Source organism: Streptomyces sp. NPDC001914, from assembly GCF_042891215.1.
In the GTDB taxonomy this organism is placed as follows: Bacteria; Actinomycetota; Actinomycetes; order Streptomycetales; family Streptomycetaceae; genus Streptomyces.
Map to the genome: position 1 here is coordinate 406,944 of NZ_JBIASW010000007.1, position 24,734 is coordinate 431,677.

The following is a 24,734-nucleotide window of genomic DNA, read 5'->3' on the forward strand; positions in this document are numbered from 1 at the left end:
GGTCACGGGTGCAAGGGCGCAAGAGCATATGAACGGGGCGCGTCCCGGGAAGTACGCCCCCCGCCGTGCGATGTCCGCGCCCCGGGCGCCGCCGGCCGGACACCGCCACCTGCGCGGACGGTCGCCCCGCACTCCGGCGGACGGCCGCCCGCACTCCGTACACGCCCTGGGCCATGGGCCCCCGGAGAACTCCCGAGCCCCATGGCCCAGGGCGGCATAGACTGGTGCGCTGCCCCGTGCTTCGCCGGTACCGGCACGCGCGCGGGGGATGGAAGTGCTCCCGCCCGAGAGGCCAACCGCCACCCATGAAGCTCGTCTTCGCAGGCACCCCCGAGGTCGCCGTTCCCGCCCTGGACGCCCTGATCGCCTCCGGGCGGCACGAGGTGGCCGCCGTCGTGACCCGGCCGGACGCGCCGGCCGGACGCGGGCGACGGCTCGTCGCGAGTCCGGTCGCCGAGCGGGCGGAGCAGGCCGGGATCGAGGTGCTCAAGCCCGCGAAGCCCCGGGACGAGGAGTTCCTGGCCCGGCTGCGGGAGATCGGCCCGGACTGCTGTCCCGTCGTCGCGTACGGGGCCCTGCTGCCCCGGGTCGCCCTCGACATCCCCGCCCAGGGCTGGGTCAACCTGCACTTCTCGCTGCTGCCGGCCTGGCGCGGCGCCGCCCCCGTGCAGCACGCGATCATGGCCGGCGACGAGATCACCGGCGCCTCCACCTTCCTGATCGAGGAGGGGCTCGACTCCGGGCCGGTGTACGGGACCGTCACCGAGGAGATCCGGCCCACCGACACCAGCGGGGACCTGCTCACGCGGCTCGCCTTCGCCGGGTCCGGACTGCTCGCCGCGACGATGGACGGCATCGAGGACGGCACGCTCAAGGCCGTACCGCAGCCCGCGGACGGCATCAGCACGGCGTCCAAGATCACCGTCGAGAACGCCCACATCGACTGGGCCGCCCCGGCGCTGCGCGTCGACCGCGTGGTGCGCGGGTGCACCCCCGCCCCCGGCGCCTGGACCGTCTTCCGCGGCGAGCGCCTCAAGCTCATCCACGTCGCGACGGTGCCCGACCGTACGGACCTCGCCCCGGGCGAGCTGTCCGTCGCCAAGAACAACGTGTACGTGGGCACCGGGTCGTACGCCGTCGAACTGCTCTGGGTGCAGGCCCAGGGCAAGAAGCCGATGCGCGCCGCGGACTGGGCCCGCGGTGTGCGGATTCCCTCCGGGGAGCGTCTCGGGGTCTGAACCGGCCCGAGGCCGGGCAGGCCCCGGCCGCCTGGGGCGCCGCGGGAGCCGGTGAGCCCGCGGGCGCCCACCCGGAGACCGGAGCAGGCCCGCCCGGCGCGTGCCGCGAGGTCCGGCGCGGCTTCGGCCCGGTTTTGCGCCGGGAGCGGCCTCACCGGCGCCGAAGCACCCTCGCCGGGCTGTCGTGGGCGTCCCCGGCCGAGTGGCTGGGCGCGTACGTCCTGAGCCCCGCGGCGTACGCTGATAGACGCATCTTTTTCCTGGATCCGGAGCACCTTTTTCGTGAGTGAGCAGCCCCGTCGGCCGCAGAAGACCGGCAAGCCCTACCGCCGCCCCCAGAAGGACCCGGTCCGCATGCTCGCCTTCGAGGCGCTGCGGGCCGTCGACGAGCGGGACGCGTACGCGAACCTCGTCCTGCCTCCGCTGCTGCGCAAGGCGAAACAGAAGGGCGACTTCGACGCACGGGACGCCGCGCTCGCCACCGAGCTGGTGTACGGCACGCTGCGCCGCCAGGGGACGTACGACGCCGTCATCTCGGCCTGTGTCGACCGGCCGCTGCGGGAGGTCGACCCGCCGGTCCTCGACGTGCTCAGCCTCGGTGTCCATCAGCTGCTCGGCACCCGCATCCCGACGCACGCGGCCGTCTCCGCCTCGGTCGAGCTGGCCCGGGTGGTGCTCGGCGACGGGCGCGCCAAGTTCGTGAACGCCGTGCTGCGCAAGGTCGCCCGGCAGGATCTCGACGCCTGGCTGGAGCAGGTCGCGCCGCCCTACGACGAGGACCCCGAGGACCACCTCGCCGTCGTGCACTCCCACCCGCGCTGGGTCGTCTCCGCGCTGTGGGACTCCCTGGGCGGCGGCCGGGCCGGTATCGAGGATCTGCTGGAGGCCGACAACGAACGGCCCGAGGTGACCCTCGTCGCCCGCCCCGGACGCTCCACCGCCGACGAACTCCTCGACGCCCTCGACGAGGACGCGGCGCTGCCCGGCCGCTGGTCCCCGTACGCCGTGCGGCTCACCGAGGGCGGTGAGCCGGGCGCCGTGGACGCCGTGCGCGAGGGCCGTGCCGGTGTCCAGGACGAGGGCAGCCAGCTCGTGGCGATCGCCCTGGCGAACGCCCCGCTCGACGGGCCCGACCGGGTCTGGCTGGACGGCTGCGCCGGACCCGGCGGCAAGGCCGCGATGCTGGCCGGTCTCGCCGCCCGGCGGGGAGCGACGCTGCTCGCCTCGGAGAAGCAGCCGCACCGCGCGGGGCTCGTCGCCAAGGCACTCGCCGGGAACCCCGGCCCGTACCAGGTCATCGCCGCCGACGGCACCCGCCCGCCGTGGCGGCCCGGCACGTTCGACCGGGTGCTCATGGACGTGCCCTGCACGGGCCTGGGCGCGCTGCGCCGCCGTCCCGAGGCCCGCTGGCGGCGCCGCCCCGAGGATCTGGACGGCTTCGGGCCGCTCCAGCGCGGACTGCTGCGCACGGCGCTCGCGTCGGTGCGGGTCGGCGGTGTCGTCGGCTACGCGACCTGCTCGCCGCACCTCGCGGAGACCCGCGCGGTTGTCGACGACGTCCTCAAGCACTTCGAGGACGGCTCCGCCGAACTGCTCGACGCCCGCCCGCTGCTGCCCGGCGTGCCCGCGCTCGGGGACGGTCCCGACGTCCAGCTCTGGCCGCACCTGCACGGCACGGACGCGATGTACCTGGCCCTGATCCGCCGGACCGCCTGACCGCTGCCGCCACCGGCGGCCCCTCCCGAACGGCCGCCCTCGGCCGGACCGGCGGCAGCCGCCTACCCGGGCGGCTGCCCCGGCTTTCCGGGCTCCGGGTCCGGGGAACCACCGCTCGCGCCGGGCGCCTGGTCCCCGCCGGGTGTCCCGGTGTCTCCGGACGTCCCCGAGTCGCCGGGATGCGCCGGCGTGCCGGGGTTCGCCGACGTGCCGGACCCGCCGGGATGCGGGGACGTGACGGCACCCGCGGAGGCCTCGGGTGCCCCGGGTTCCTGCCGCTGCCCCGTCCAGGAGGGCCGGGCTCCGCCGTGGCCGCCGTCCTCGTGCGCCAGCCGGTGTGGCCACCACACCTTCGGGCCGACGTCGAGGAAGAGCGAGGTGACCAGCACCGAGCGCACCACGAAGGTGTCCAGGAGCACGCCGAGCGCGACCGCGAAGCCGATCTCCGCGAACCCCACGATCGGCAGGGTGCCCAGGGCCGCGAACGTGCCCGCGAGGACCAGACCGGCCGAGGTGATCACCGCCCCGGTGGTGGCCAGACCCGTCACCACGCCCTGCCGGGTGCCATGACGGATCGCCTCCTCGCGGATGCGCGTGGTCAGGAAGATGTTGTAGTCGATGCCGAGCGCCACCAGGAACACGAAGACGAACAGCGGGAAGGCGACGTCCTCGCCCGCGTAGTCGAAGACGTGCCGGAAGGCCAGCGCGCTCACGCCGAGCGCGGTCGCCAGCGACAGCACCACGGTCCCGATCAGCAGGAGCGGGGCGACCAGTGCGCGCAGCAGGACGCTCAGCACCAGCAGGACCACCACTAGGACGAGCGGGATGACCAGATAGTTGTCGTGCGTCTGGGCCTTCTCCATGTCCAGCAGGGCCGCCGTACCGCCGCCCACCTTGGCGTCCGCGCCCGGCACCGCGTGCACCGCGTCGCGGACCCGCTCCACGGTGTCCTTCGCCGCCGTGCTGTCGGCCGGGGCGCGGGTGGTCGCCTCGAACAGCACCTTGCCGTCGTGCACGGGAGCGGTGCCCGGTGGCACCCCGATACTCGACGTGACCACGCCCGGGTCCGCCGCCACGGCCTCGCCGACCTGTCTGCCCTGGGCCGTGTTGGACACGATGACCAGGGGATCGCCGTCGCCGGCGGGGAAGTACTGCGCCGAGACCTCCTGGCCGACGATCGAGTCCGGTTTCCCGGTGAACTGGTCGGCGTTGGGGATGCCCGCGGCGCGGAGCTGGATCAGGCCGAGGGACAGCAGCCCGAGGGCCAGCGCCGTGGCCACCCAGAACGTCCGGGGGCGGCGGGAGATCCGCGAGCCCATGTGCGCCCAGACGCCGCTCCTGGTCGGGTCGGCCGAGCCGAGGTGCGGGACGGCCGGCCAGAAGATCCAGCGCCCGAAGACCAGCAGCAGGGCGGGGAAGAGCGTCAGCATGGCGAGCAGGCCGACGGCCACGCCGATCGCCGCGACCGGGCCGAGACCTCGCGTCGAGTTCATCTCGGCGACCAGGAGCACGAGCATGCTCAGGACGACCGTCGCGCCCGAGGCGAGGATGGCGGGCCCGGCCCGGTTCATGGCGAGCGTCATGGCCTCGTGCCGGTCCTCGTGGCGGCGCAGTTCCTCGCGATATCGGGCGACCAGCAGCAGCGCGTAGTCGGTCCCCGCTCCGAACACGAGCACGGTCAGGATGCCCGCGCTCTGCCCGTTGACGGTCAGACCGGCGTGTTTCGCCAGCAGATAGATCAGTGCCTGGGCCGTGAACAGGGCGACGACCACGCCGAGCAGGGGGACGAACAGCAGGATCGGGCTGCGGAAGGTGATCAGCAGCATCACGATGACGACGGCCATCGCGGCGTACAGGAGCGTCGAGTCGATGCCCTCGAAGGCCTTGGAGGAGTCGGCGGCCGTGCCGCCGGGCCCGGTGATGTGCACCGCGAGCCCGTCGCCGCCCTTGCCGACCTCGTCACGGATGGAGTCGACGGCCGGCGCGATCCGCTGCCAGCCCTGCGCGTCCATGGTGATGGGGACGTAGACCTGCGCCGCGCGCGGGTCCGGCTGCCGGTCGAAGACCGGGCCCCGGGTCTCCGCGCCCCGGATGCCGTGGTCACGCAGCGTCTTGAGCTGCCGCACGTCCTCGGAGATCTGACGCCTGTCCTGCACGGTCAGGCCGTCGGGGCGCGCGTAGACGACGACCGCGGGGATCTGTTCGGGCCGGAAGCCGTTCGAGATGTCGAGGACCTGGGTGGATTCGGCCGAGCCCGGCAGCCAGGACTGGGCGTCGTTGTCCTGCGCGTCGCCGAGCTTCGTTCCGAGGGGTGCCACGAAGAGGAGAACCAGCAGCCACAGGGCGAGAACCAGCCACTTGGACCGCCGGCCGCAGACGACTCCGATGGCGCCGCGCTTCCAGACGTCGAGCCGCTTCATGCCCACCCCCGAGACCGGACGCAGCACCGCTGGGCCGTCCAGAATGGCACGGCGGACCGTCCTGCGGCAGTCACGGGACGATCCAGGTCCGGACCGGGGCGGGCAACGGGCCCGGGGCATGGCAGTCTTGGGGCATGGCCGCGCAGATCAATCCCAGCATCCTGTCCGCCGACTTCGCCCGTCTTGCCGAGGAGGCAAAAGCGGTGGAAGGCGCGGACTGGCTCCATGTCGACGTCATGGACAACCATTTCGTACCGAACCTCACCCTCGGGGTGCCGGTCGTAGAGTCTTTGGCCCGTGCGACGGACACTCCGCTGGACTGCCATCTGATGATCGAGGACGCCGATCGGTGGGCGCCCCAGTACGTGGAAGCCGGTGCCGGCTCCGTCACCTTCCATGTGGAGGCGGCCGCCGCGCCCGTCCGGCTCGCCCGGGAGATCCGGGCCAAGGGGGCCCGCGCCTCCATGGCGCTCAAGCCGGCGACCCCCATCGAGCCGTACGAGGATCTGCTGCCCGAGCTCGACATGCTGCTGATCATGACCGTCGAGCCCGGATTCGGGGGCCAGGCCTTTCTTGACATCATGCTCCCCAAGATCCGCCGCACGCGCGAGTTGATCAGCAAGCACGGCCTGGAACTGTGGCTCCAGGTCGACGGCGGTGTCTCGGCCTCCACCATCGAGCGGTGCGCGGACGCGGGAGCCGACGTGTTCGTCGCCGGATCGGCCGTGTACGGGGCCGCGGACCCCGCCCAGGCGGTACGTGCACTGCGCACGCAGGCCGAGGAGGCGACCACCCGTGCGTCGTGGGCGTGCGGCCACTGAGCCAAGGGAACGTGAACGCCGCCCATCAGGGCGGATCAAGTGCGCCGGATCTGCAAGGATGAACGGCGAATCCAGAGTGTGAACAGCAGTGAGGAGATGGCCGTGTCGGGTATGTCGGCGGGCCGGTCAGCCATGCGGATGGGACCCGCTGAGCTGGTCCAGGCGGCGGCCATGGCCCGCCGCTTCTACCTCGAGGGCAAGTCCAAGATCCAGATCGCCGAGGAGTTCGGCGTCAGCCGCTTCAAGGTGGCCCGGGTCCTGGAGACCGCCCTCGAACGGGATCTCGTGAGGATCGAGATCCGCGTCCCCGCCGAGCTCGACGCGGAGCGCTCGGACGCGCTGCGTGCCCGGTACGGCCTGCGGCACGCCGTCGTCGTCGAGTCCCCGGCCGAGGCCGAGGAGTCGCCCGACCCGGAGAACCTCGGCGAGGTGGCCGCCGACCTGCTCGGCGAGCTGGTCAACGAGGGCGACGTGCTCGGCCTCGCCTGGGGCCGCTCCACGATCCACATGGCGGCGGCCCTGGACAGGCTCCCGCCGTGCACGGTGGTGCAGCTCACGGGCGTGTACGACGCAGGGACCGCCGAACGCGGCTCCGTCGAGGCCGTCCGGCGCGCCGCGCAGGTGTCGGGCGGCGACGCCCACCCCATCTACGCGCCGATGCTGCTGCCCGACGCGGCCACCGCGGCGGCGCTGCGCAACCAGACGGGGATCGCCCGCGCCTTCGAGTACTTCGACAAGGTGACGGTCGCCTGCGTGTCCATCGGCTCCTGGGAGCCCGGCATCTCCACGGTGCACGACATGCTCAGCGACGAGGAGCGCGCGCACTACGCGTCGCTCGGTGTCGCCGCCGAGATGTCCGCGCACCTCTTCGACGCCGAGGGCCGGCGGGTCGGGCGTGACCTGGGCGAGCGCTGCATCACGGTCGAGGCCGACCGGCTGCGCCGTATCCCCGAGGTCGTCGCCATAGCGGGCGGACACCGCAAGGCGGCCGCCATCGACGCGGTGCTGCGGTCCGGGCTGGTCACCAGCCTGGTCACGGACACCTCGGCCGCGGACGCGCTGATGACGGCGGGCCCAGCCCCGCGTCCGGCGCTGAACCGGGCGGACCCGGACGGGTCCTGACGACGGCGCCCAGCGCGCGCCGCGAGGGGACGGGCGTGGCAGCATCGACATCGATGCCGCCACGCCCGTCCCCTCGCGCGTTCCCGGGCCCGGCGACCACGACAACTCGTTCAAGGCGGTGCTGGGATGACGCACGGTCCGCTCGCTGTGGTGTGCCGTTCGGCCGGGTGGCAGGTCACCGAACTCGACCTCACCGGGGTGCTCGACAAGGGCGCCTTCATGTCGCGCTGCATCCGCGCCCTCGACCTGCCGGAGTGGTTCGGGCGGAACTGGGACGCGCTCGGCGACCTCCTGGGCGACCCCGACTGGGGACCGGCCAGTCCGGGCAGACTCATCGTGGTGACCGGCTGGCGCCCCTACGCGCGGGCACGTCCCGAGGAGTGGGAGATCGCGCAGGCGGTGCTGGCGACGGCCTCCGGCTACTACCAGGGCGCCGACGCGGCGCTCTCGGTCGTCCTCTCCCTTGGAGGATCCGACCAGTTGCCCCCTGACCAGCCTGGATGATCCGCCTGGGGACCGTGCGGCGGCCGGCATGGGACAATGAAGTACGTGCTCTTCCCCCTGGCTGACCTGTCCGGGGGCCACCTCTGATCGACTGGGATGTGCAGCACGTGCGTTTCCTCAACGACATCCAGCCCCCGTACGACCTGACGTACGACGACGTCTTCATGGTGCCCAGCCGCTCGGCCGTCGGCTCGCGTCAGGGAGTGGACCTCGCCTCCCCGGACGGTTCCGGCACCACGATCCCGCTCGTCGTCGCCAACATGACGGCGATCGCCGGCCGCCGGATGGCCGAGACCGTCGCCCGCCGCGGTGGCCTTGTCGTCATCCCGCAGGACATTCCGATCGAGGTCATCACCGAGGTCGTCGGCTGGGTCAAGGGCCGTCATCTGGTGCTCGACACCCCGATCGTCCTCGCGCCCCACCAGACCGTCGCCGACGCGCTGGCGCTGCTGCCCAAGCGCGCGCACAACGCGGGCGTCGTCGTCGACGAGGACGGCCGGCCCGTCGGCGTGGTCACCGACACCGACCTCACCGGCGTCGACCGCTTCACCCAGCTCTCCGAGGTCATGTCCAAGGACCTGCTGCTCCTGGACGCCGACATCGAGCCGCGCGAGGCGTTCAACCGGCTCGACGCCGCCAACCGCCGCTACGCCCCCGCCGTGGACGCGGACGGCAAGCTGGCCGGCATCCTGACCCGCAAGGGCGCCCTGCGCGCCACCCTGTACTCGCCCGCCACCGACGCGAACGGCAGGCTGCGCATCGCCGCCGCCGTCGGCATCAACGGCGACGTGGAGGGCAAGGCCAAGCAGCTGCTGGACGCGGGCGTCGACACGCTCGTCATCGACACGGCCCACGGCCACCAGGAGTCGATGATCAGCGCCGTCAGGACCGTGCGCGCGCTGGACCCGAAGGTGCCGATCGTCGCGGGCAACATCGTCGCCGCCGAGGGCGTCAAGGACCTGATCGACGCGGGCGCCGACATCATCAAGGTCGGCGTGGGCCCCGGCGCCATGTGCACCACCCGCATGATGACCGGCGTCGGCCGCCCGCAGTTCTCCGCCGTCCTGGAGTGCGCGGCCGAGGCGAAGAAGTACGGCAAGCGCGTATGGGCCGACGGCGGTGTCCGCCACCCCCGTGACGTCGCGATGGCGCTGGCCGCCGGCGCGTCCAACGTCATGATCGGCTCGTGGTTCGCCGGCACGTACGAGTCCCCGGGCGACCTGCACCAGGACGCGAGCGGACGCCTGTACAAGGAGTCGTTCGGCATGGCGTCCGCGCGTGCCGTCAAGAACCGCACCAGCGAGGAGTCCGCGTACGACCGGGCCCGCAAGGCGCTGTTCGAGGAGGGCATCTCCACCTCGCGGATGTTCCTCGACCCGTCCCGTCCGGGCGTCGAGGACCTGATCGACTCGATCATCGCGGGCGTCCGTTCCTCCTGCACCTACGCGGGCGCCAACTCCCTCGAGGAGTTCGCGCAGAAGGCGATCGTGGGCATCCAGAGCGCCGCCGGCTACGCCGAGGGCAAGCCGCTGCACGCGAGCTGGAGCTGATCCACCGCCGTTCCCGTACGGCCCCCGCTCCCCTTCCGGGAGCGGGGGCCGTACGCGCGCGAGGGCTTCCCCCAGTGGCCGGAAGTCGCCTCGCGCAACCATCGAAAAGGCCCGCGCAACGAACACGCGCCGGCCTGGGATGAACGCAACGATCTTGCGGAGATGCGCAAGGTTGCTGCATTACGCCCGGGAAGCCCGAACTCATAGGGTCGGGCGCTGTACACAGGCGTGGCGGGGACCCCGCTCGGCGGGTCCCGGCTGTCAGGGGTGCCGCCGGTCCCCGTCCTCTTCGACCGGCAGCGATGAAGGAGCGAGCGCGTGCTCGACCAAGGCGCACCCCCGCAGTCCCCTCCCACGTCCGCCCCGCCCGCCCCGGGTGTCGGCGCGCGCCTCATGCGCCGCAAGCCGGTGGAACGCCTGGTCCAGGAGGGCGGACACGGCGAGGGAGGCTCGCTGCGACGCTCCCTCGGCCTGTGGCAGCTCACCATGATCAGCATCGGTGCCACGCTCGGCACCGGCATCTTCGTGGTCCTCGGCGAGGCCGTCCCCAAGGCCGGGCCCGCGGTCACCCTGTCCTTCGTCATAGCAGGCCTCACGGCCCTCTTCTCCGCCCTGTCCTACGCGGAGCTGGCCGGCACCATCCCGGTCGCCGGATCCTCGTACTCGTACGCGTACGCAACGATGGGCGAGCTGATCGCCTGGATCTGCGGCTGGTGTCTGGTCCTGGAGTACGGCGTCTCGGTCGCGGCCGTCGCGGTCGGCTGGGGCGAGTACCTGAACGAGCTGCTCGACGGCACCATCGGCGTCACCATCCCGGACGCGCTCTCCGCGCCGCCCGGCGACGGGGGCATCTTCAACCTGCCCGCGCTCATCGTCGTCCTGCTCGCGATGGCGTTCCTGCTCGGCGGTGCGCGGGAGTCGGCCCGCGCCAACACCGTGATGGTGGCCGTGAAGATCGCCGCGCTGGTGCTGTTCTGCGCGATCGGCGTCCAGGGCCTGCGCTCCGGCAACTACGAGCACTTCATGCCGCTCGGCATGGCGGGCGTCAGCGCCGCCGGCGCCACCCTGTTCTTCTCCTACATCGGCTTCGACGCCGCCTCCACCGCCGGTGAGGAGGCCAAGGACCCGCAGCGCGACCTGCCGCGCGCGATCATGCTCTCGCTGGTCATCGTGACCGCCCTGTACGTCCTCGTCGCGGCCGTGGCCGTCGGCGCGAAGCCCTGGCGGCAGTTCAACGACTCCGAGGCCGCGCTCGCCGGGATCATGAAGGACGTCACGGGGCAGACCTTCTGGGGCACGCTGCTCGCGGCCTGCGCCGTCATCGCCATCGCCAGTGTCGTGCTGACCGTGCTCTACGGCCAGACCCGCATCCTGTTCGCGATGGCCCGCGACGGTCTCGTGCCCAAGGTGTTCGCCCGGGTCCACCCGAAGACCGGAACGCCGCGCGCCAACACGGTCATCGTCTCGCTGTTCTGCGGCGTCCTCGCCGCGGCGATCCCGCTCGGTCAGCTCGCCGACGCCACCAGCATCGGCACGCTGTTCGCCTTCGCGCTGGTCAACGTCGCCGTCGTGGTGCTGCGCCGGACGCGCCCGGCCATGCGCCGGACTTTCCGGGTCCCGCTCGCGCCGGTGCTGCCCGCGATCGGCTTCCTGCTGTGCGTGTGGATGATGGCCTCCCTCTCGGCCGTCACCTGGGTGGTCTTCGGCGTCTGGATGGCCGTCGGGCTCGTGTTCTACTTCAGTTACGGCTACCGCAAGTCCCGGATGGCGACCGCGGAAGCCGTCGCCGAGCAGCCGTAGGACCCGTAGCGGATCCTTCTCAGGAACCCCTCGCAGAAAAGTGAACCACCCGCAGTGCTGAACAATCTCGACGAACGCATCGTGCACGCCCTCGCCGAGGACGCCCGCCGTTCCTACGCGGACATCGGGCAACTGGTCGGCCTCTCCGCGCCCGCCGTGAAGCGGCGGGTCGACCGGCTGCGGGCCACCGGGGCCATCACCGGGTTCACCGTACGGGTGGACCCGGCGGCGCTCGGCTGGGAGACGGAGGGGTTCGTCGAGATCTACTGCCGCCGCAACACCTCGCCGGAGACCATCCAGCGGGGTCTGGAGCGGTACCAGGAAGTCGTGGCCGCCTCCACCGTCACCGGGGAGGCGGACGCGGTGGTCCAGGTGTTCGCCTCCGACATGCGGCACTTCGAGCGGGTGCTCGAACGGATTGCGGGGGAGCCGTTCGTGGAGCGGACGAAGTCCGTGCTGGTGCTGTCGCCCCTGCTGCGGAGGTTTTCCTCGGGGTCACCTACGTAGTCGGCGCCCCCACAAAGGCGTGCGCCCCAGGGGGTGGGGGTTCTCGCTCCCGGCGGGTGCGGGTGGGTCGTGGCTTGTCGCGCAGTTCCCCGCGCCCCTGACGGGGCGCTCCAGTGCCCGGTGTCGGACAGTGCCCGGCGTCGGACGGTGCCCGGTGCTCGGGCGGGTCCTTACTCCGCCGTTTTCCTTGCCAGGGCGTTGTTGTCGATCGAGTTGTGGACGCTGAAGCTCACCGCGTCCGAGCGGTAGCGGTCGTCGGACCATTCCACCGGGCGGCCCTCGCGGGTGGTGGTGACCCGGCGGACGCGCAGCAGGGGGCTGGTGCGGCGGACGCCGAGGAGGCCGGCGTCCTGGGCGCTCGCCGCGACGGCGTCGATGACGTGCTCGCCGTACGCGAAGACCAGACCGGTGTCCTCGAAGAGCCGCTGGGTGACGGAGGCGCAGTCGGGCTCGACGGCCGCGACGGCGGGGGAGATCCAGTCCGCGTACACCGTGCGCTCCAGCAGGACCGGTTCGCCGTCCAGGCCGCGGACCCGCAGCACGTGCAACACCGCTGTCCGTTCCCGGAGTTGGAGGCGGACGGCGTCCTCCGCCGTCGCCGGGCGGTACTCCTGGGCCACCACGTGTCCCGTCGCCTCGCGCCCCATCGCCCGCGCCCACTGGGCGAAGCTGCGCAGTTCGGCGAAGCTCTGGCTGCGACGGCCGGCGAGGACCACGCGCCGGGCGCCCTGACGTGACCCGATGAGCCCTTCGGCGGTCAGGGCCGCGACGGCCTGGCGGACCGTGCCGCGCGAGACGCCGTAGTGCGCCGCGAGGTCGGTCTCCGCCGGCAGCAGGCTGCCCACGGTGTACTCCTCGCGGTCGATCGCCCGCCGCAGCTCCTCGGCGATCTCCTCGTGTCGCGCCGTCATTCTTCCCCTCTGGTTCAGCCGCTGTGCACAGCCTGATCAGCCTAATCCACATCGGGCGGTGCTCCGCGTCGCCTGGAATTGTGCAGGGAATAGGGGCTTGTGGTTTCACCGACGTTCACGAACAGGACATCAACGGCGGGCCTACTGAGGCCAACTTGTTCAGACAAGTTCTCCGCTCATCCCACCCTCGTGCGTCACCCTGGAGAGACCGTGACCGTGTTCCTGCCGAGGACCGCCCTCCTCACCGGCGGCCTCGCCGTCGCCGCAGCGCTCACCCTGAGCGCCTGCGGCGCCGCTCCCGACGACAAGGCGACCACCGCCGACGGCAAGAGCGCGGCCACCGCGACCTCCGCCGCGGACTTCGGCGGTCTCGACGCCCTCACCGAGGCCGCGAAGAAGGAGGGCACGCTCCACGCGATCGCCCTGCCCCGCGACTGGGCCAACTACGGCGCCCTCATCGACGGCTTCACCAAGAAGTACGGCATCAAGATCCAGGTCGAGAGCCCCGACGGCTCCAGCCAGGACGAGATCAACGCCGTCACCTCGCGCAAGGGCCAGGACCGCGCCCCCGACGTCCTCGACCTCGGCAGCTCCTTCGCGCTGAGCGCGGCCCAGCAGGGTCTGCTCGCCCCGTACAAGGTGGCCGCCTTCGGCGACCTCCCCGAGGGCCAGAAGGACACCGCGGGCCGCTGGTTCAACGACTACGGGGGCTACATCTCCATCGGCTGCGACGCCAAGCGGGTCAAGGAGTGTCCGACGACCTTCAAGGACCTGCTCAAGCCGCAGTACAAGGGCCAGGTCGCGCTCAACGGCAACCCCACCAAGTCCGGTTCGGCGTTCGGCGGCGTCTACGCGGCCGCGCTGGCGAGCGGGGGCTCCTTCGACGACATCCAGCCCGGCCTCGACTTCTTCGCGAAGCTGAAGAAGAACGGCAACTACACGCCCGTCGAGTCGACCCCGGCCACCGTCGAGAAGGGCGAGACGCCCATCAGCATCGACTGGGACTACCTGAACGCCGGCTACGCCGACGAGTTCAAGGCCAAGGGCCTCGACTGGAAGGTGTCGGTCCCGGGCGACGGCCAGTTCTCCCAGTACTACTCCCAGGCCATCAACAAGGACGCCCCGCACCCGGCGGCCGCCCGCCTGTGGCAGGAGTACCTCTACAGCGCCGAGGGCCAGAACCTGTGGCTCAAGGGATACGCCCGGCCGGCGCTGATGACCGCGATGGAGAAGGCCGGCACGCTCGACGAGACCGCCGCCGCCAAGCTCCCCGCGGTCTCGGGCACCCCGAGCTTCCCGACCGAGGCCCAGCAGAGCAAGGCCAAGACCGTGCTCGCCCAGGGCTGGGGCAAGGCCGTCTCCGGATGACCACCGCTCTCTCGGAGGCCCCGGCCGACGTGGCGCCCGCCGCTGCCCACCCGCAGCGGCGGCGCCGCCGCGCCACCGGCCCGCTCGCCGTCCTCCCGCTGCTCGTCTTCGTGGCGGTCTCCTTCGGTGTCCCCGCGCTCGCCATGCTGAACGGCGCCTTCACCGTCAAGGACCCGGCCACCGGCGCGGGTTCGTACACGACGGCCAACCTGACCGGCTCGTTCCAGGGCGCCTACCTGACGGCGCTCGTGGGCAGCGTCAAGCTGTCCGCCGTCTCCGCCGGACTCGCCACCGTCCTCGGACTGCCGCTCGCCCAGGCCGTGGTGACCTCCCGCTTCCGCGCCCTGCGCGAGGCCGTGCTCACCGCCGCCGGCGTCCTCGCCAACTTCGGCGGCGTCCCGCTGGCCTTCGCCTTCGTCGCCACCCTCGGCAACTCCGGCGTACTCACCAGCCACTTGAGGCTCACCGAACACGGCTGGAACCTCTACAGCTTCTGGGGCCTGGTCGTCGTCTACCTGTACTTCCTGATTCCGCTCATGGTCCTCACCATCACGCCCGCCCTCGACGGACTGCGCTTCCAGTGGCGCGAGGCGGCGCGGAACAACGGCGCGACCTCCGTCCAGTACTGGCGGCACGTGGCCCTGCCCGTCCTCGCGCCCTCGCTCCTCGGCGGGCTCGTGCTCCTCTTCGGCAGCGCCTTCGCCGCGTACGCCACGGCCGCCGCCATGGTGGGCAGCGCGGTTCCGCTGGTCACCCTGCAGATCGCCGACGCCATCTCCGGCAACGTGCTGGTCGGCCAGGAGAACGTGGCGCTCGCCCTGAGCCTCGACATGGTCCTCGTCGCGGGCCTGGTCATGGCCGTGTACCTGCCCCTGCAACGACGGAGCGCGCGATGGCTCGCCTGAACCTGTGGCGCCGGGTGGTCCTCGCCCTCGCCGCGCTGTACTTCCTGGTGCCCATGGCCGCATCGGTGTTCTTCACTGTCGACGCGCCGGGACAGGGCGTCACCCCCGACGCGTACACCTCGATCGTGTCCGCCGACGGCTTCGTCCCCAGCCTGCTGCTCTCGCTGGAACTGGCCGCCGCGACCATCGCCGTGGTGCTGCTCCTGATGGTGCCGGCCACGGTCGCGCTGCGGCTCGGCTCGCCCCGGCTGCGGCCGGTCGTCGAGGTGGTGTGCTCACTGCCGCTCGTCGTCCCGCCGATCGCGTTCGTCGCCGGCATCTCCACCGTCCTCAAGTGGGGGCCCGAACACCTCTCGCGCACCCCGCTGTTCCAGACGTTCGTGGCGATCCAGGACCCGGGCTTCCCCGTCGTCCTCGTCCTCGCGTACGTCGTGATGGCGCTGCCCTTCGTGTACCGGGCCCTGGACGCGGGACTGCGGGCCGTCGACGTGCGCACGCTCGTCGAGGCCGCCCGGAGCTGCGGGGCGAGCATGCCGCAGGCGCTCGTACGGGCGGTGCTGCCCAATCTGCGCGGCGCGCTGCTCAACGCCTCCTTCCTCACCCTGGCCCTGGTGCTCGGTGAGTTCACGGTCGCCGCCCTGCTCGGCTACCAGCCCTTCGCCGTGTGGATCTACGGCGTCGGCGGCTCGCAGGCCCAGATGTCCGTCGCCGTCTCCGTGCTCAGCCTGTTCCTCACCTGGGCACTCCTTCTCGCGCTCGCCGTCCTCGGCGGCCGCTCCCGTACCGCTTCCGCCTCCCGGGGATGACCACATGACCCTCGCCACGCCCGACAAGGCCGCCACCGTCGAATTCCGCGGACTCAGGCGGGAGTTCGGTCCGACCGTCGCTCTCGACGGCCTCGACCTCACCGTCCGTCCCGGTGAACTGCTCGCGCTGCTCGGCCCCTCCGGCTGCGGCAAGACCACCGCGCTGCGCATGCTCGCCGGCTTCGAGCACCCCGACTCCGGCGAGGTGCTGGTCGACGGCCAGGACATCACCCGGGTCCCGGCCCACCGCCGCGACGCCGGGATGGTCTTCCAGTCGTACAGCCTCTTCCCGCATCTGAGCGCGCTGGACAACGTGGCCTTCGGGCTGCGGATGCGCAAGGTGCGTACGGCCGAACGCCGGTCCCGCGCGGCCGAGCTGCTCGATCTCGTGGGACTCGGGGACGAGGGCGAGCGGTTCCCGCACCAGCTCTCCGGTGGCCAGCAGCAGCGGGTCGCGCTGGCCCGCGCGCTCGCCCTGCGGCCCCGTGTCCTGCTGCTCGACGAGCCGCTGTCGGCGCTGGACGCCAAGGTGCGGCTCGCGCTGCGCGAGGAGATCCGCCGCCTCCAGCTCGAACTCGGCATCACCACCCTGTTCGTGACCCACGACCAGGAAGAGGCGTTGTCCATGGCGGACCGGGTCGCGGTGATGCGGGCCGGACGGCTGGAGCAGTGCGCGTCGCCGGCCGAGCTGTACGGGCGTCCCGCCACCGCCTTCGTCGCCGAGTTCGTGGGCACGATGAGCCGTGTCCCCGGGACTCTCGGCGGTGACGGGGTCGACGTCCTCGGTCGGCGGCTGCCGGTGGACGGGGACGCGCCCGCCCCCGGGGAGGTGGATGTGCTGGTGCGGCCGGAGGCGGTCCGGGTGAGCGCCGATGCCTCGGGGGACGCGCGGGTCGTGGCCACCGCGTTTCTCGGTGCGGCCACCCGGGTGACCGTGCGGCTTGCCGACGGCACCGAGGTCAAGGCCGATCTGGCCACGGGGGAGGCCGGGGCGCTCGTGTCGGGGGCCGCCGTGACCGTCAGCCTGCCTGACCGTCCGGTCCTGGTCGCCGCGCGTCCGAGCTGAGCGGCGTCCGCCGCCGACTCCGAACCGCCGGCGTTCGTGGCCCCTGCCCCACAAGCCGTGATCGCCCCCTCCGCCCCTACCCGTCCCGTACCTGGGGCTCCGCCCCAGACCCCGCTCCTCAAACGCCGGAGGGGCTGAGACTTCCCGGCCGGGGCTGCAAACGCGCGGGAGGGGCTGAGACTTTCCTGGCCGGGGCTGGAATCTCCCTGGTACCCCCACTACGAAAGAGATCACCGTGACCCACCGCGCCACCGGCCGACGCTCGCTCCAGGCCGTTCTGTTCGACATGGACGGCACGCTCGTGGACACCGAGCGGCTGTGGTGGGAGGCGGTGGAGGAGGTGGCCGGCGGGCTCGGGCACGTGCTGACGGGGGCCGATCAGCCGCACGTCCTCGGACGGCCCGTCGAGCACACCGCCGCCTGGCTCGCCGGGGTCACCGGCGCGCCGGGGGAGGAGACCGCCGGCGAACTGCACCGGCAGTTCGCGGACCGGGTCCGTACGGGCATCGTGCCTCGCCCCGGGGCGAGGGAACTGCTCGACGCGCTCGCCCGCGAGGGCGTGCTCACGGCCCTTGTGACCGCCTCCCCGCGGGCGGTCGCCGACACCGTCCTGGAGGCGCTCGGCGCCGGCCGCTTCGCCGTCTCCGTCACCGCCGACGACACCGGGCGCACCAAGCCCGCCCCGGACCCCTACCTCGCCGCCTGCCGCGCCCTCGGGGTCGACCCCGCCGCCTGTGTCGCCGTCGAGGACACCCAGACCGGCGTCACCTCGGCCGAGTCGGCGGGCTGCGCCGTCCTCGCGGTGCCCTCGCTCGCGCCGATCGCGCCCGCCGACGGCCGCACCGTGCTCGGCAGCCTGGAGGAGGTCACCCCGGCCCGGCTGCGGGCCATGGTCGCCCCGGGCGAACTGCGGGTGATGAGCTGGAACCTCTGGTGCGGCGGGACCAAGGTCGACGGCTACCGCGAGAAGCAGCTCAAGGTCATCACGGAGAGCGGGGCGGACGTGGTCGGCCTCCAGGAGACGTACGGGGACGCGGCACGGGAGCTCGCCGGCGCCCTCGGCTGGTACCACCACCGGGCGGGCGACAACCTCGGCGTCATCAGCCGGCACCCGATCACCGCGGTGCTCGGCGATCCGGACGTGGGCTTCTACGGAGGAGCCGGGGTCCGGATCGAACTGGACGGCGGCCGGCGGGTGGACGTCTGGAGCGTCCACCTCGACTGCGCGCCCTACGGCCCCTACGAGGCCCGCTTCGACGGTCTTGCGGCGGCCGAGCTGATCGCGCACGAGAGCGGCCGGCTCGCCCGGATGCGGGAGATCCTGCGGCGGATCGCCGACACCGGCGACGCGTCCGTGCCCCTCGTCCTGACCGGCGACTTCAACGCGCCCTCGCATCTGGACCGGCCGGAGGTCGCCTGGCCGGTGACCCGGGCCGCCGAGGAGGCGGGCCTGCGCGACTCCTACCGGGAGGCGCACCCCGACCCGGTCCGGGACCCGGGACACACCTGGTCGCCCGTCCACGCCGAGCACGAGGACGGCAGCGGGCGCCCGGAACCGCAGGACCGGATCGACTTCGTCCTGCACCGGGGCCTGACCGTCCTCGACTCCCGGACGCTGGTCACCGGAACCCCCCGTGCCTGGCCGGACGTCGCGGGCAACGACTGGCCCTCGGACCACGCGGCGGTCGTCACCGTCTTCGCCGCGGCCGGCGCCGGCGGACGGGACGGCGCGGTGACTGCGTGCGGCGCGCATTGAACGCTCGGTCAGTCTGGCCATTGCGGTCCGGGTGCACCATCCATTAGTTTGAGCGCGCCCGCTACCCGCGAGTAACACATGGGTCACCACACGTCACCCGGCCACCCGACCGTCCCGTCGCCCTGGGGAGACCATGCGCTGGCCCATCGGCCGTACGCCCACGGTCCGTTCGCGGATCGTGGCCCTCGCGATCGCCCCGGTGATCGCCCTCATGACGCTGTGGAGCTTCGCCATGGTGTCCGTCACCGGGGACCTGCGCGCCCTCGTCCGCCTCCAGAGCGTCTACACGGACTTCGGCACCCCGGTCGACACCGCGATCGGCCAGATCCAGATAGAACGACGCCTCGCCGCCGCGTACCTGGGCGCGAAACACGGGGCGCGGCCCGGAGCCGAGCTGCTGGCCCAGGAGCGCCGCACCGACCGCGCCGTGACCGCGATGCGCACGGCGGTCCGGGACGGGGACCGCGGCCGCCTCTCCGACCGTCAGAAGCGGGCGCTCGACGACGTGCTCCACTCCGTCGACGCTCTGGAGGCCCTGCGCGGCCGGGTCCTGTCCCGTACCGTCACGTGGGACCGTGCCGTGACCGAGTACAGCACCCTGGTGGAACCGGGATTCGACGCCCCGTCCGCGCTCACCGCGCTCCAGGCGGGCCAGCTCGCCCGCGAGGCGCAGGTCGTCGTCGAACTGGTGCGGGTACGGGAGTTCGTGTCGCGCGAGGACGCCCTCGTCGCCGGGGCACGGGCCGCCGGCACCCTCACCGACCTCCAGTACGACGCCCTCACCGCGACCATCGAGGACCGCCGGGTCTTCGAGCGGACCTACGTGCCCGACCTGCCCGCCGACTCGCGCGCCCTCTTCGAGACCTTCCAGCGCGGCGACCTGCACCGGGAACTGACCCGGGGCGAGGACGCCCTGCTCCGGGCGGGTGCCGCCCACGCGGGCCGGGCCGTCGCGGCCGGCTCCTGGCGCACCACCACCGACCGTGCCGTCAAGCAGTACATGCGGCTGTGCACCCAGTCCGCGATCAACTCCGCCGAGCGCGGACGGGCGTTCGCCTACCGGGAGCTCACCAAGGCCGCGATCGTCGGAGTGCTCGGCCTGGCCGCCGTCGGACTGTCCCTCTGGTTCGCGGTGCGCGGAGCCCGCCGCATCTCGCGCCGCCTGGAGTCGCTGCGCGACGCGGCCGATCTGCTGACCAACCGCCAACTGCCCCAGGTCATGCAGCGGTTGAGCGCGGGCGAGGAGGTCGACGCGGCCGCCGAGGCGCCGCCGCTCACGGACGTGGAGGCGGTGGCCGACGAGATCGGCCAGGTCGGCCGGTCCTTCAACACCGCGCGGCTCGCCGCGGTCGAGGCCGCCGTCAAGCAGGCCACCCTGCGCCGCGGGCTGTTCGCGGTGCTCCTGAACATCGCCCGCCGCAACCAGGCGCTCGTCCACCGCCAGCTCAAGCTCGTCGACACGCTGGAGCGCCGTACGGACGACCCGGACGTCCTGGACGACCTGTTCCGGATCGATCACCTCACCACCCGCATGCGGCGCCACGCGGAAAGCCTCATCATCCTCTCCGGCTCGGCCCCGGGCCGCCGCTGGCGGCGGCCGGTGCCCGTCGCCGAGGTGGTGTCCTCCGCGGTCGGCGAGATCGAGCAGTACACGCGCGTCGTGGTCCCCCCGATGCCCGAGGTGGGCATCGCGGCGGACGCCGTCGCCGACGTCGTCCATCTCATCGCCGAACTCGTCGAGAACGCCACCGTGTTCTCACCGCCCCGCACCCAGGTCACCCTGCGCACCGGGCGGGCCCGGAACGGGTTCGTCCTGGAGATCGACGACCGGGGCCTCGGTCTCGAACCCGACCAGATCGACGAGGCCCACCGCACCCTCACCACGCCCGAGGACTTCGACCCGACCCGGCACGACCGGCTCGGCCTGTACGTGGTGGGCCGGCTCGCCGCACGGCACGGCATCGAGGTCACGCTGTGCCGTTCCCCGTACGGCGGTACGACCGCCGTGGTGCTGCTCCCGGAAGACGTGCTCGCGCCCGTGGACACCGCCCACCCGGCGCCGGTCACGGCTCCGGTCGCGCTTCCCACCCGCACCGCCACCGCGGTCCTGCCGGCACAGCGCAGGGCGTCCGAGGAGCGGGAGACCGGCCCCGTACCGCCTGAGGAACCGGCTCCGGAAGCGCCCGTGCTGCCGACCCGGGTCCGTCAGCGGGCCCTGGCGCCGGAGCTGCGCACCGCCGCTCCGGCGGCCGACGAGACCCCGGAACGTGACATCACACCGGAGGAGATGCGCGCGGTCTTCGGAGCCTTCCAGCGCGGCCTCGACCGAGGCCGCAAGGGCCTGCCCACGAGCCCGGGGACCGGCGGGTCCGGCTCCGCCCCGTCCGGCCCCGCGCAGCGAACCGACACCGAGGAAGGGACCGACGCCGACGATGCGCCCTGACCAGCTCCCAGAGCAGCCCGCCCGGACCGCGGAGGCCCGGCACCCGGAGCAGGCGGGTGTCCTCCTCGGGTCCGGGGACGACGCCGACCGGCCCGGCACCGATCTCGGGTGGCTGCTCGACGATCTCGTGGCCAGGACCGACCACGTCCGCCAGGCCGTGCTCCTCACCGCCGACGGCCTCCCGCTGAGCTGCTCGGACGGCATGCGAAGACGGGACATCGAACACCTCGCCGCGGTCTGCTCGGGCTTCCACAGCCTCGCCCTCTCGGTGGGCGAGCGCTTCACCGCGGGCGGGGTGCGCCAGACCATGGTGATGCTCGACGACGCCTATCTCTTCATCACCCCGGCGGGCGACGGGAGCCGGCTCGCCGTGCTGAGCGAGGTGCAGACGGACGTCGGACAGCTCGCGCACGAGATGGAACTGCTCGTCCGCCGTGTCGGCCGCCACATGGCCGCGGCCGTACGTTCGGCGGCCGACCCCGCGGGCCACTGATCCCGCTGTGGCCGACGAGCACTGGTACGAGGACGAGACGGGGCCGATGGTGCGGCCCTACACCGTCACCGGGGGCCGCACCCGGCCCTCCGAGCGGCACGTCGTCGACCTGATGTCGCGGGTCACGGTCCTGGAGACGGATGCCGGGCGGCCCGGTCTCGACCATGCGGCGGCCGGGCTGCTCGACCTGGCCCGCCGCGGACCCCGGCCGGTCGTCGAGCTCGCCGCGGACGCCGACCTGCCGCTGACCGTCGTACGGGTCCTGCTCGGCGACCTCGCCGAGGCCGGTCTGCTGCGCATCGACGAGCCGTACCGTCCGCCGGACGGCGCTCCCGCGGCCGACCCGGAACTGCTGCGCGAGATCGTTGAGCGACTGCGCGAGCTGTGACCCCCGGCCGGGGATACCGGGGACCTGCCCGCCTGTGACCTGCGTCTCCAGGGGTTCGGGACGTTCGGGACTTGACCGCGGGGGGTCCGGTGGGGCGCGCAACGAATCACCGCCGGGGGCCGGGGGCACGCAACGAATCGTTCAGTGGCGCGCAACAGGTCCTTCTTGTCCCCCCGAGGCGGCCGACCGTACCGTCTAACTGACCCCCGAACCCCCCTCGTACCGGTGGAGAACCCGCATGCGCACAGCCCTGCTCCAGAGCTCCGGCCGCCCCGGCTCGGTCGTCGAGAACCTCAAGGTCCTCGACGAGGCCGCGGGCCGCGCCGCCGCCGCGGGCGCCGGGCTGGTCGTGACGTCGGAGATGTTCCTGACCGGCTACGCCATCGGCGACGACATCGCCCGCCTCGCCGAACCCGCCGACGGCGACTCCGCCGACGCGGTGGCCGAGATCGCCACCCGGCACGGCGTCGCCGTCGCCTACGGCTACCCCGAGCGCGAGGCCCCCGGGACGGACGAGGGGGCCACGGTCTTCAACTCCGTCCAGCTCATCTCCGCGGACGGCACCCGCCTCGCGAACTACCGCAAGACCCACCTCTTCGGCTGCTTCGAGCACGACCACTTCACGCCCGGCGAGCAGTCCGTCGTCCAGGCCGAACTGGACGGCCTCCGGGTCGGCCTCATGATCTGCTACGACGTCGAGTTCCCGGAGAACGTCCGCGCGCACGCCCTCGCCGGCACCGACCTGCTGCTCGTGCCGACCGCGCAGATGCACCCGTTCCAGTTCGTCGCCGAGTCCGTCGTCCCGGTGCGCGCCTTCGAGAACCAGATGTACGTCGCCTACGTCAACCGCACCGGCCCTGAAGGGGAGTTCGAGTTCGTCGGACTGTCCACGCTGGCCGGTCCCGACGGCATCGCCCGGGTCCGCGCGGGCCGGGGCGAGGAACTGGTCGTGGCCGACGCCGACCCGGTCCTCCTGGCGGCCTCCCGCGAGACGAACCCGTATCTGAAGGACCGCCGCCCCGGCCTCTACGGGTCCCTCGTCTGATCCTCCGCCCGGCCCGCCCCCGGCCGGACCGACAAGCCCTCCCCTCACCAGCATTCGCGCAAGGAGTCCGTACCCCATGACGTCCACCGTGCCCAACGCCGTCCAGCACGCCGACGTGCAGCAGCCGCCGATCACCATGTTCGGCCCGGACTTCCCCTACGCCTACGACGACTTCCTCGCGCACCCCGCGGGCCTCGGGCAGATACCCGCGACCGAGCACGGCACCGAGATCGCGGTGATCGGCGGCGGACTGTCCGGCATCGTGGCCGCGTACGAGCTGATGAAGATGGGTCTCAAGCCCGTCGTGTACGAGGCCGACGAGATCGGCGGCCGGCTGCGCACGGTCGGCTTCGAGGGCTGCGACCCCTCGCTCACCGCCGAGATGGGCGCGATGCGCTTCCCGCCCTCCTCCACCGCCCTCCAGCACTACATCGACCTGGTCGGCCTCAAGACCAGTCCGTTCCCCAACCCCCTCGCGGAGTCCACGCCCTCGACGGTCGTCGACCTCAAGGGCGAGTCCCACTACGCGACCTCCGTCGACGACCTCCCGCAGGTCTACCGCGACGTCATGAACGCCTGGAACGCCTGCCTGGAGGACGGCGCCGACTTCTCCGACATGAACCAGGCCATGCGCGAGCGCGACGTCCCGCGCATCCGCGAGATCTGGTCGAAGCTCGTCGAGAAGCTCGACAACCAGACCTTCTACGGCTTCCTGTGCGACTCGGAGTCCTTCAAGTCCTTCCGCCACCGCGAGATCTTCGGCCAGGTCGGCTTCGGCACCGGCGGCTGGGACACCGACTTCCCGAACTCCATCCTGGAGATCCTGCGGGTCGTCTACACCGAGGCCGACGACCACCACCGCGGCATCGTCGGCGGCTCCCAGCAGCTCCCGCTGCGCCTGTGGGAGCGCGAGCCGGAGAAGATCGTCCACTGGGCGTACGGCACCTCGCTGTCGTCGCTGCACGACGGCGCCCCGCGCCCGGCGGTCACCCGGCTGAACCGCACCGCGGGCAACGGCATCACCGTGACGGACGCGAACGGCGACATCCGCACCTACAAGGCGGCGATCTTCACCGCCCAGTCCTGGATGCTGCTCTCCAAGGTCGCCTGCGACGACTCGCTCTTCCCGATCGACCACTGGACGGCGATCGAGCGCACGCACTACATGGAGTCGAGCAAGCTCTTCGTGCCCGTCGACCGGCCGTTCTGGCTGGACAAGGACGAGGAGACCGGCCGTGACGTCATGTCGATGACGCTCACCGACCGGATGACGCGCGGCACCTACCTCCTCGACGACGGCCCGGACAAGCCCGCCGTCATCTGCCTCTCGTACACGTGGTGCGACGACAGCCTGAAGTGGCTGCCGCTGTCCGCGAGCGAGCGGATGGAGGTCATGCTGAAGTCGCTCGGCGAGATCTACCCGAAGGTCGACATCCGCAAGCACATCATCGGCAACCCGGTGACCGTGTCCTGGGAGAACGAGCCCTATTTCATGGGCGCGTTCAAGGCCAACCTGCCGGGTCACTACCGCTACCAGCGCCGCCTGTTCACGCACTTCATGCAGGACACGCTGCCCGAGGACAAGCGGGGCATCTTCCTCGCGGGCGACGACATCTCCTGGACGGCCGGCTGGGCCGAGGGCGCCGTCCAGACCGCGCTGAACGCGGTCTGGGGCGTCATGCACCAGCTCGGCGGGACGACCGACCCGACCAACCCCGGGCCCGGCGACCTCTACGACGAGATCGCGCCGGTGGAGCTGCCCGAGGACTGATCCTCATCCCGCGGCGGGGGGGGGCGGGGGCCCCCCCCCCCCCCCCCCCCCCGGCCCCCACCCCCCCCCCCCCCGCCCGGACAGACCCCCGCGCCCCGCCCGCC

The 24,734-nt window shown here is 72.5% G+C and carries 20 protein-coding genes; 18 read left to right on the plus strand and 2 right to left on the minus strand.

Features of this window, described 5'->3' with window-relative positions; translation table 11 throughout:
* Nucleotides 1-305: 305 nt before the first annotated feature.
* Together fmt and ACFYYF_RS22280 are read left to right on the plus strand one after the other, a co-directional pair.
* Complete coding sequence (gene fmt / locus ACFYYF_RS22275) at nucleotides 306-1,238, plus strand: methionyl-tRNA formyltransferase (RefSeq protein ID WP_361693847.1); 933 nt, start codon at nucleotides 306-308, stop codon at nucleotides 1,236-1,238.
* A 282-nt stretch (nucleotides 1,239-1,520) separates the two neighbouring features.
* On the plus strand, nucleotides 1,521-2,954 hold the full coding sequence (locus ACFYYF_RS22280; RefSeq protein ID WP_388778232.1) for an RsmB/NOP family class I SAM-dependent RNA methyltransferase: 1,434 nt from the start codon (nucleotides 1,521-1,523) through the stop codon (nucleotides 2,952-2,954).
* A gap of 62 nt (nucleotides 2,955-3,016) precedes the next feature.
* Here ACFYYF_RS22280 and ACFYYF_RS22285 read toward each other — a convergent pair whose 3' ends face one another.
* Complete coding sequence (locus tag ACFYYF_RS22285; protein WP_388778235.1) at nucleotides 3,017-5,374, minus strand: MMPL family transporter; 2,358 nt, start codon at nucleotides 5,372-5,374, stop codon at nucleotides 3,017-3,019.
* Nucleotides 5,375-5,508: 134 nt separating this feature from the next.
* Here ACFYYF_RS22285 and rpe point away from each other — a divergent pair, with 134 nt between their 5' ends.
* The 6 genes from rpe (at nucleotide 5,509) to ACFYYF_RS22315 (ending at nucleotide 11,678) form a co-directional block, all read left to right on the plus strand.
* Nucleotides 5,509-6,195, plus strand: coding sequence for a ribulose-phosphate 3-epimerase (rpe, locus tag ACFYYF_RS22290; protein WP_388778238.1), 687 nt, complete (start codon nucleotides 5,509-5,511; stop codon nucleotides 6,193-6,195).
* 78 nt (nucleotides 6,196-6,273) lie between these two features.
* Nucleotides 6,274-7,317, plus strand: a complete 1,044-nt coding sequence (locus tag ACFYYF_RS22295; protein WP_388778240.1) for a sugar-binding transcriptional regulator — start codon at nucleotides 6,274-6,276, stop codon at nucleotides 7,315-7,317.
* Nucleotides 7,318-7,443: 126 nt separating this feature from the next.
* Nucleotides 7,444-7,821: a barstar family protein gene (locus tag ACFYYF_RS22300; protein ID WP_388778243.1), complete on the plus strand. Its 378-nt coding sequence runs from the start codon at nucleotides 7,444-7,446 to the stop codon at nucleotides 7,819-7,821.
* A 107-nt stretch (nucleotides 7,822-7,928) separates the two neighbouring features.
* Entirely contained in the window at nucleotides 7,929-9,371 is a 1,443-nt protein-coding gene (locus ACFYYF_RS22305) for a GuaB1 family IMP dehydrogenase-related protein (protein WP_388778439.1), read from the plus strand.
* Nucleotides 9,372-9,689: 318 nt separating this feature from the next.
* Nucleotides 9,690-11,171 (plus strand): amino acid permease, encoded by a 1,482-nt coding sequence (locus ACFYYF_RS22310; RefSeq protein WP_365486148.1) that lies wholly within the window; start codon nucleotides 9,690-9,692, stop codon nucleotides 11,169-11,171.
* Nucleotides 11,172-11,225: 54 nt separating this feature from the next.
* The gene (locus ACFYYF_RS22315) at nucleotides 11,226-11,678 is read left to right on the plus strand and encodes an Lrp/AsnC family transcriptional regulator (RefSeq protein ID WP_361693861.1); all 453 of its coding nucleotides are present in this window, start codon (nucleotides 11,226-11,228) and stop codon (nucleotides 11,676-11,678) included.
* 170 nt (nucleotides 11,679-11,848) lie between these two features.
* On the opposite strand, the gene ACFYYF_RS22320 is transcribed toward ACFYYF_RS22315, so the two are convergent.
* Complete coding sequence (locus tag ACFYYF_RS22320; RefSeq protein ID WP_388778246.1) at nucleotides 11,849-12,589, minus strand: GntR family transcriptional regulator; 741 nt, start codon at nucleotides 12,587-12,589, stop codon at nucleotides 11,849-11,851.
* A gap of 210 nt (nucleotides 12,590-12,799) precedes the next feature.
* Here ACFYYF_RS22320 and ACFYYF_RS22325 point away from each other — a divergent pair, with 210 nt between their 5' ends.
* The 10 genes from ACFYYF_RS22325 to ACFYYF_RS22370 all read left to right on the plus strand — a co-directional run bounded on the left by ACFYYF_RS22325 (nucleotide 12,800) and on the right by ACFYYF_RS22370 (nucleotide 24,630).
* Nucleotides 12,800-13,957, plus strand: a complete 1,158-nt coding sequence (locus ACFYYF_RS22325) for an extracellular solute-binding protein (protein ID WP_361693865.1) — start codon at nucleotides 12,800-12,802, stop codon at nucleotides 13,955-13,957.
* Nucleotides 13,954-14,862 carry an ABC transporter permease gene (locus ACFYYF_RS22330; RefSeq protein WP_388778249.1) on the plus strand — a complete coding sequence of 303 codons (909 nt, stop codon included), beginning with the start codon at nucleotides 13,954-13,956 and terminating at the stop codon, nucleotides 14,860-14,862. Before ACFYYF_RS22325 ends, ACFYYF_RS22330 begins: the two co-directional genes overlap by 4 nt.
* Nucleotides 14,850-15,668 carry an ABC transporter permease gene (locus tag ACFYYF_RS22335; protein WP_388778252.1) on the plus strand — a complete coding sequence of 273 codons (819 nt, stop codon included), beginning with the start codon at nucleotides 14,850-14,852 and terminating at the stop codon, nucleotides 15,666-15,668. Before ACFYYF_RS22330 ends, ACFYYF_RS22335 begins: the two co-directional genes overlap by 13 nt.
* 4 nt (nucleotides 15,669-15,672) lie before the next feature.
* Complete coding sequence (locus ACFYYF_RS22340; protein WP_388778255.1) at nucleotides 15,673-16,734, plus strand: ABC transporter ATP-binding protein; 1,062 nt, start codon at nucleotides 15,673-15,675, stop codon at nucleotides 16,732-16,734.
* Nucleotides 16,735-16,963: 229 nt separating this feature from the next.
* Nucleotides 16,964-18,490: an HAD-IA family hydrolase gene (locus ACFYYF_RS22345; RefSeq protein ID WP_388778443.1), complete on the plus strand. Its 1,527-nt coding sequence runs from the start codon at nucleotides 16,964-16,966 to the stop codon at nucleotides 18,488-18,490.
* Between the two features lie 133 nt (nucleotides 18,491-18,623).
* The gene (locus ACFYYF_RS22350; RefSeq protein ID WP_388778258.1) at nucleotides 18,624-20,933 is read left to right on the plus strand and encodes a nitrate- and nitrite sensing domain-containing protein; all 2,310 of its coding nucleotides are present in this window, start codon (nucleotides 18,624-18,626) and stop codon (nucleotides 20,931-20,933) included.
* Complete coding sequence (locus ACFYYF_RS22355) at nucleotides 20,923-21,426, plus strand: roadblock/LC7 domain-containing protein (protein WP_365486132.1); 504 nt, start codon at nucleotides 20,923-20,925, stop codon at nucleotides 21,424-21,426. The genes ACFYYF_RS22350 and ACFYYF_RS22355 overlap by 11 nt, the downstream gene beginning before the upstream one ends.
* A 46-nt stretch (nucleotides 21,427-21,472) precedes the next feature.
* The gene (locus tag ACFYYF_RS22360) at nucleotides 21,473-21,814 is read left to right on the plus strand and encodes a DUF742 domain-containing protein (RefSeq protein ID WP_388778446.1); all 342 of its coding nucleotides are present in this window, start codon (nucleotides 21,473-21,475) and stop codon (nucleotides 21,812-21,814) included.
* A gap of 238 nt (nucleotides 21,815-22,052) precedes the next feature.
* Complete coding sequence (locus tag ACFYYF_RS22365; protein WP_388778261.1) at nucleotides 22,053-22,859, plus strand: carbon-nitrogen hydrolase family protein; 807 nt, start codon at nucleotides 22,053-22,055, stop codon at nucleotides 22,857-22,859.
* 76 nt (nucleotides 22,860-22,935) lie between these two features.
* Nucleotides 22,936-24,630, plus strand: coding sequence for a flavin monoamine oxidase family protein (locus ACFYYF_RS22370; RefSeq protein ID WP_388778264.1), 1,695 nt, complete (start codon nucleotides 22,936-22,938; stop codon nucleotides 24,628-24,630).
* Nucleotides 24,631-24,734: the final 104 nt, after the last annotated feature.

Bases quoted from the DNA above. Each gene is read 5' to 3' on its own strand.
- ACFYYF_RS22285 (WP_388778235.1), bottom strand. From the start codon at position 5,374: ATGAAGCGGCTCGACGTCTGGAAGCGCGGCGCCATCGGAGTCGTCTGC.
- ACFYYF_RS22370 (WP_388778264.1), top strand. From the start codon at position 22,936: ATGACGTCCACCGTGCCCAACGCCGTCCAGCACGCCGACGTGCAGCAG.
- ACFYYF_RS22330 (WP_388778249.1), top strand. From the start codon at position 13,954: ATGACCACCGCTCTCTCGGAGGCCCCGGCCGACGTGGCGCCCGCCGCT.
- ACFYYF_RS22360 (WP_388778446.1), top strand. From the start codon at position 21,473: ATGGTGCGGCCCTACACCGTCACCGGGGGCCGCACCCGGCCCTCCGAG.
- ACFYYF_RS22320 (WP_388778246.1), bottom strand. From the start codon at position 12,589: ATGACGGCGCGACACGAGGAGATCGCCGAGGAGCTGCGGCGGGCGATC.
- rpe (WP_388778238.1), top strand. From the start codon at position 5,509: ATGGCCGCGCAGATCAATCCCAGCATCCTGTCCGCCGACTTCGCCCGT.
- fmt (WP_361693847.1), top strand. From the start codon at position 306: ATGAAGCTCGTCTTCGCAGGCACCCCCGAGGTCGCCGTTCCCGCCCTG.
- ACFYYF_RS22350 (WP_388778258.1), top strand. From the start codon at position 18,624: ATGCGCTGGCCCATCGGCCGTACGCCCACGGTCCGTTCGCGGATCGTG.
- ACFYYF_RS22365 (WP_388778261.1), top strand. From the start codon at position 22,053: ATGCGCACAGCCCTGCTCCAGAGCTCCGGCCGCCCCGGCTCGGTCGTC.
- ACFYYF_RS22355 (WP_365486132.1), top strand. From the start codon at position 20,923: ATGCGCCCTGACCAGCTCCCAGAGCAGCCCGCCCGGACCGCGGAGGCC.
- ACFYYF_RS22335 (WP_388778252.1), top strand. From the start codon at position 14,850: ATGGCTCGCCTGAACCTGTGGCGCCGGGTGGTCCTCGCCCTCGCCGCG.
- ACFYYF_RS22340 (WP_388778255.1), top strand. From the start codon at position 15,673: ATGACCCTCGCCACGCCCGACAAGGCCGCCACCGTCGAATTCCGCGGA.
- ACFYYF_RS22300 (WP_388778243.1), top strand. From the start codon at position 7,444: ATGACGCACGGTCCGCTCGCTGTGGTGTGCCGTTCGGCCGGGTGGCAG.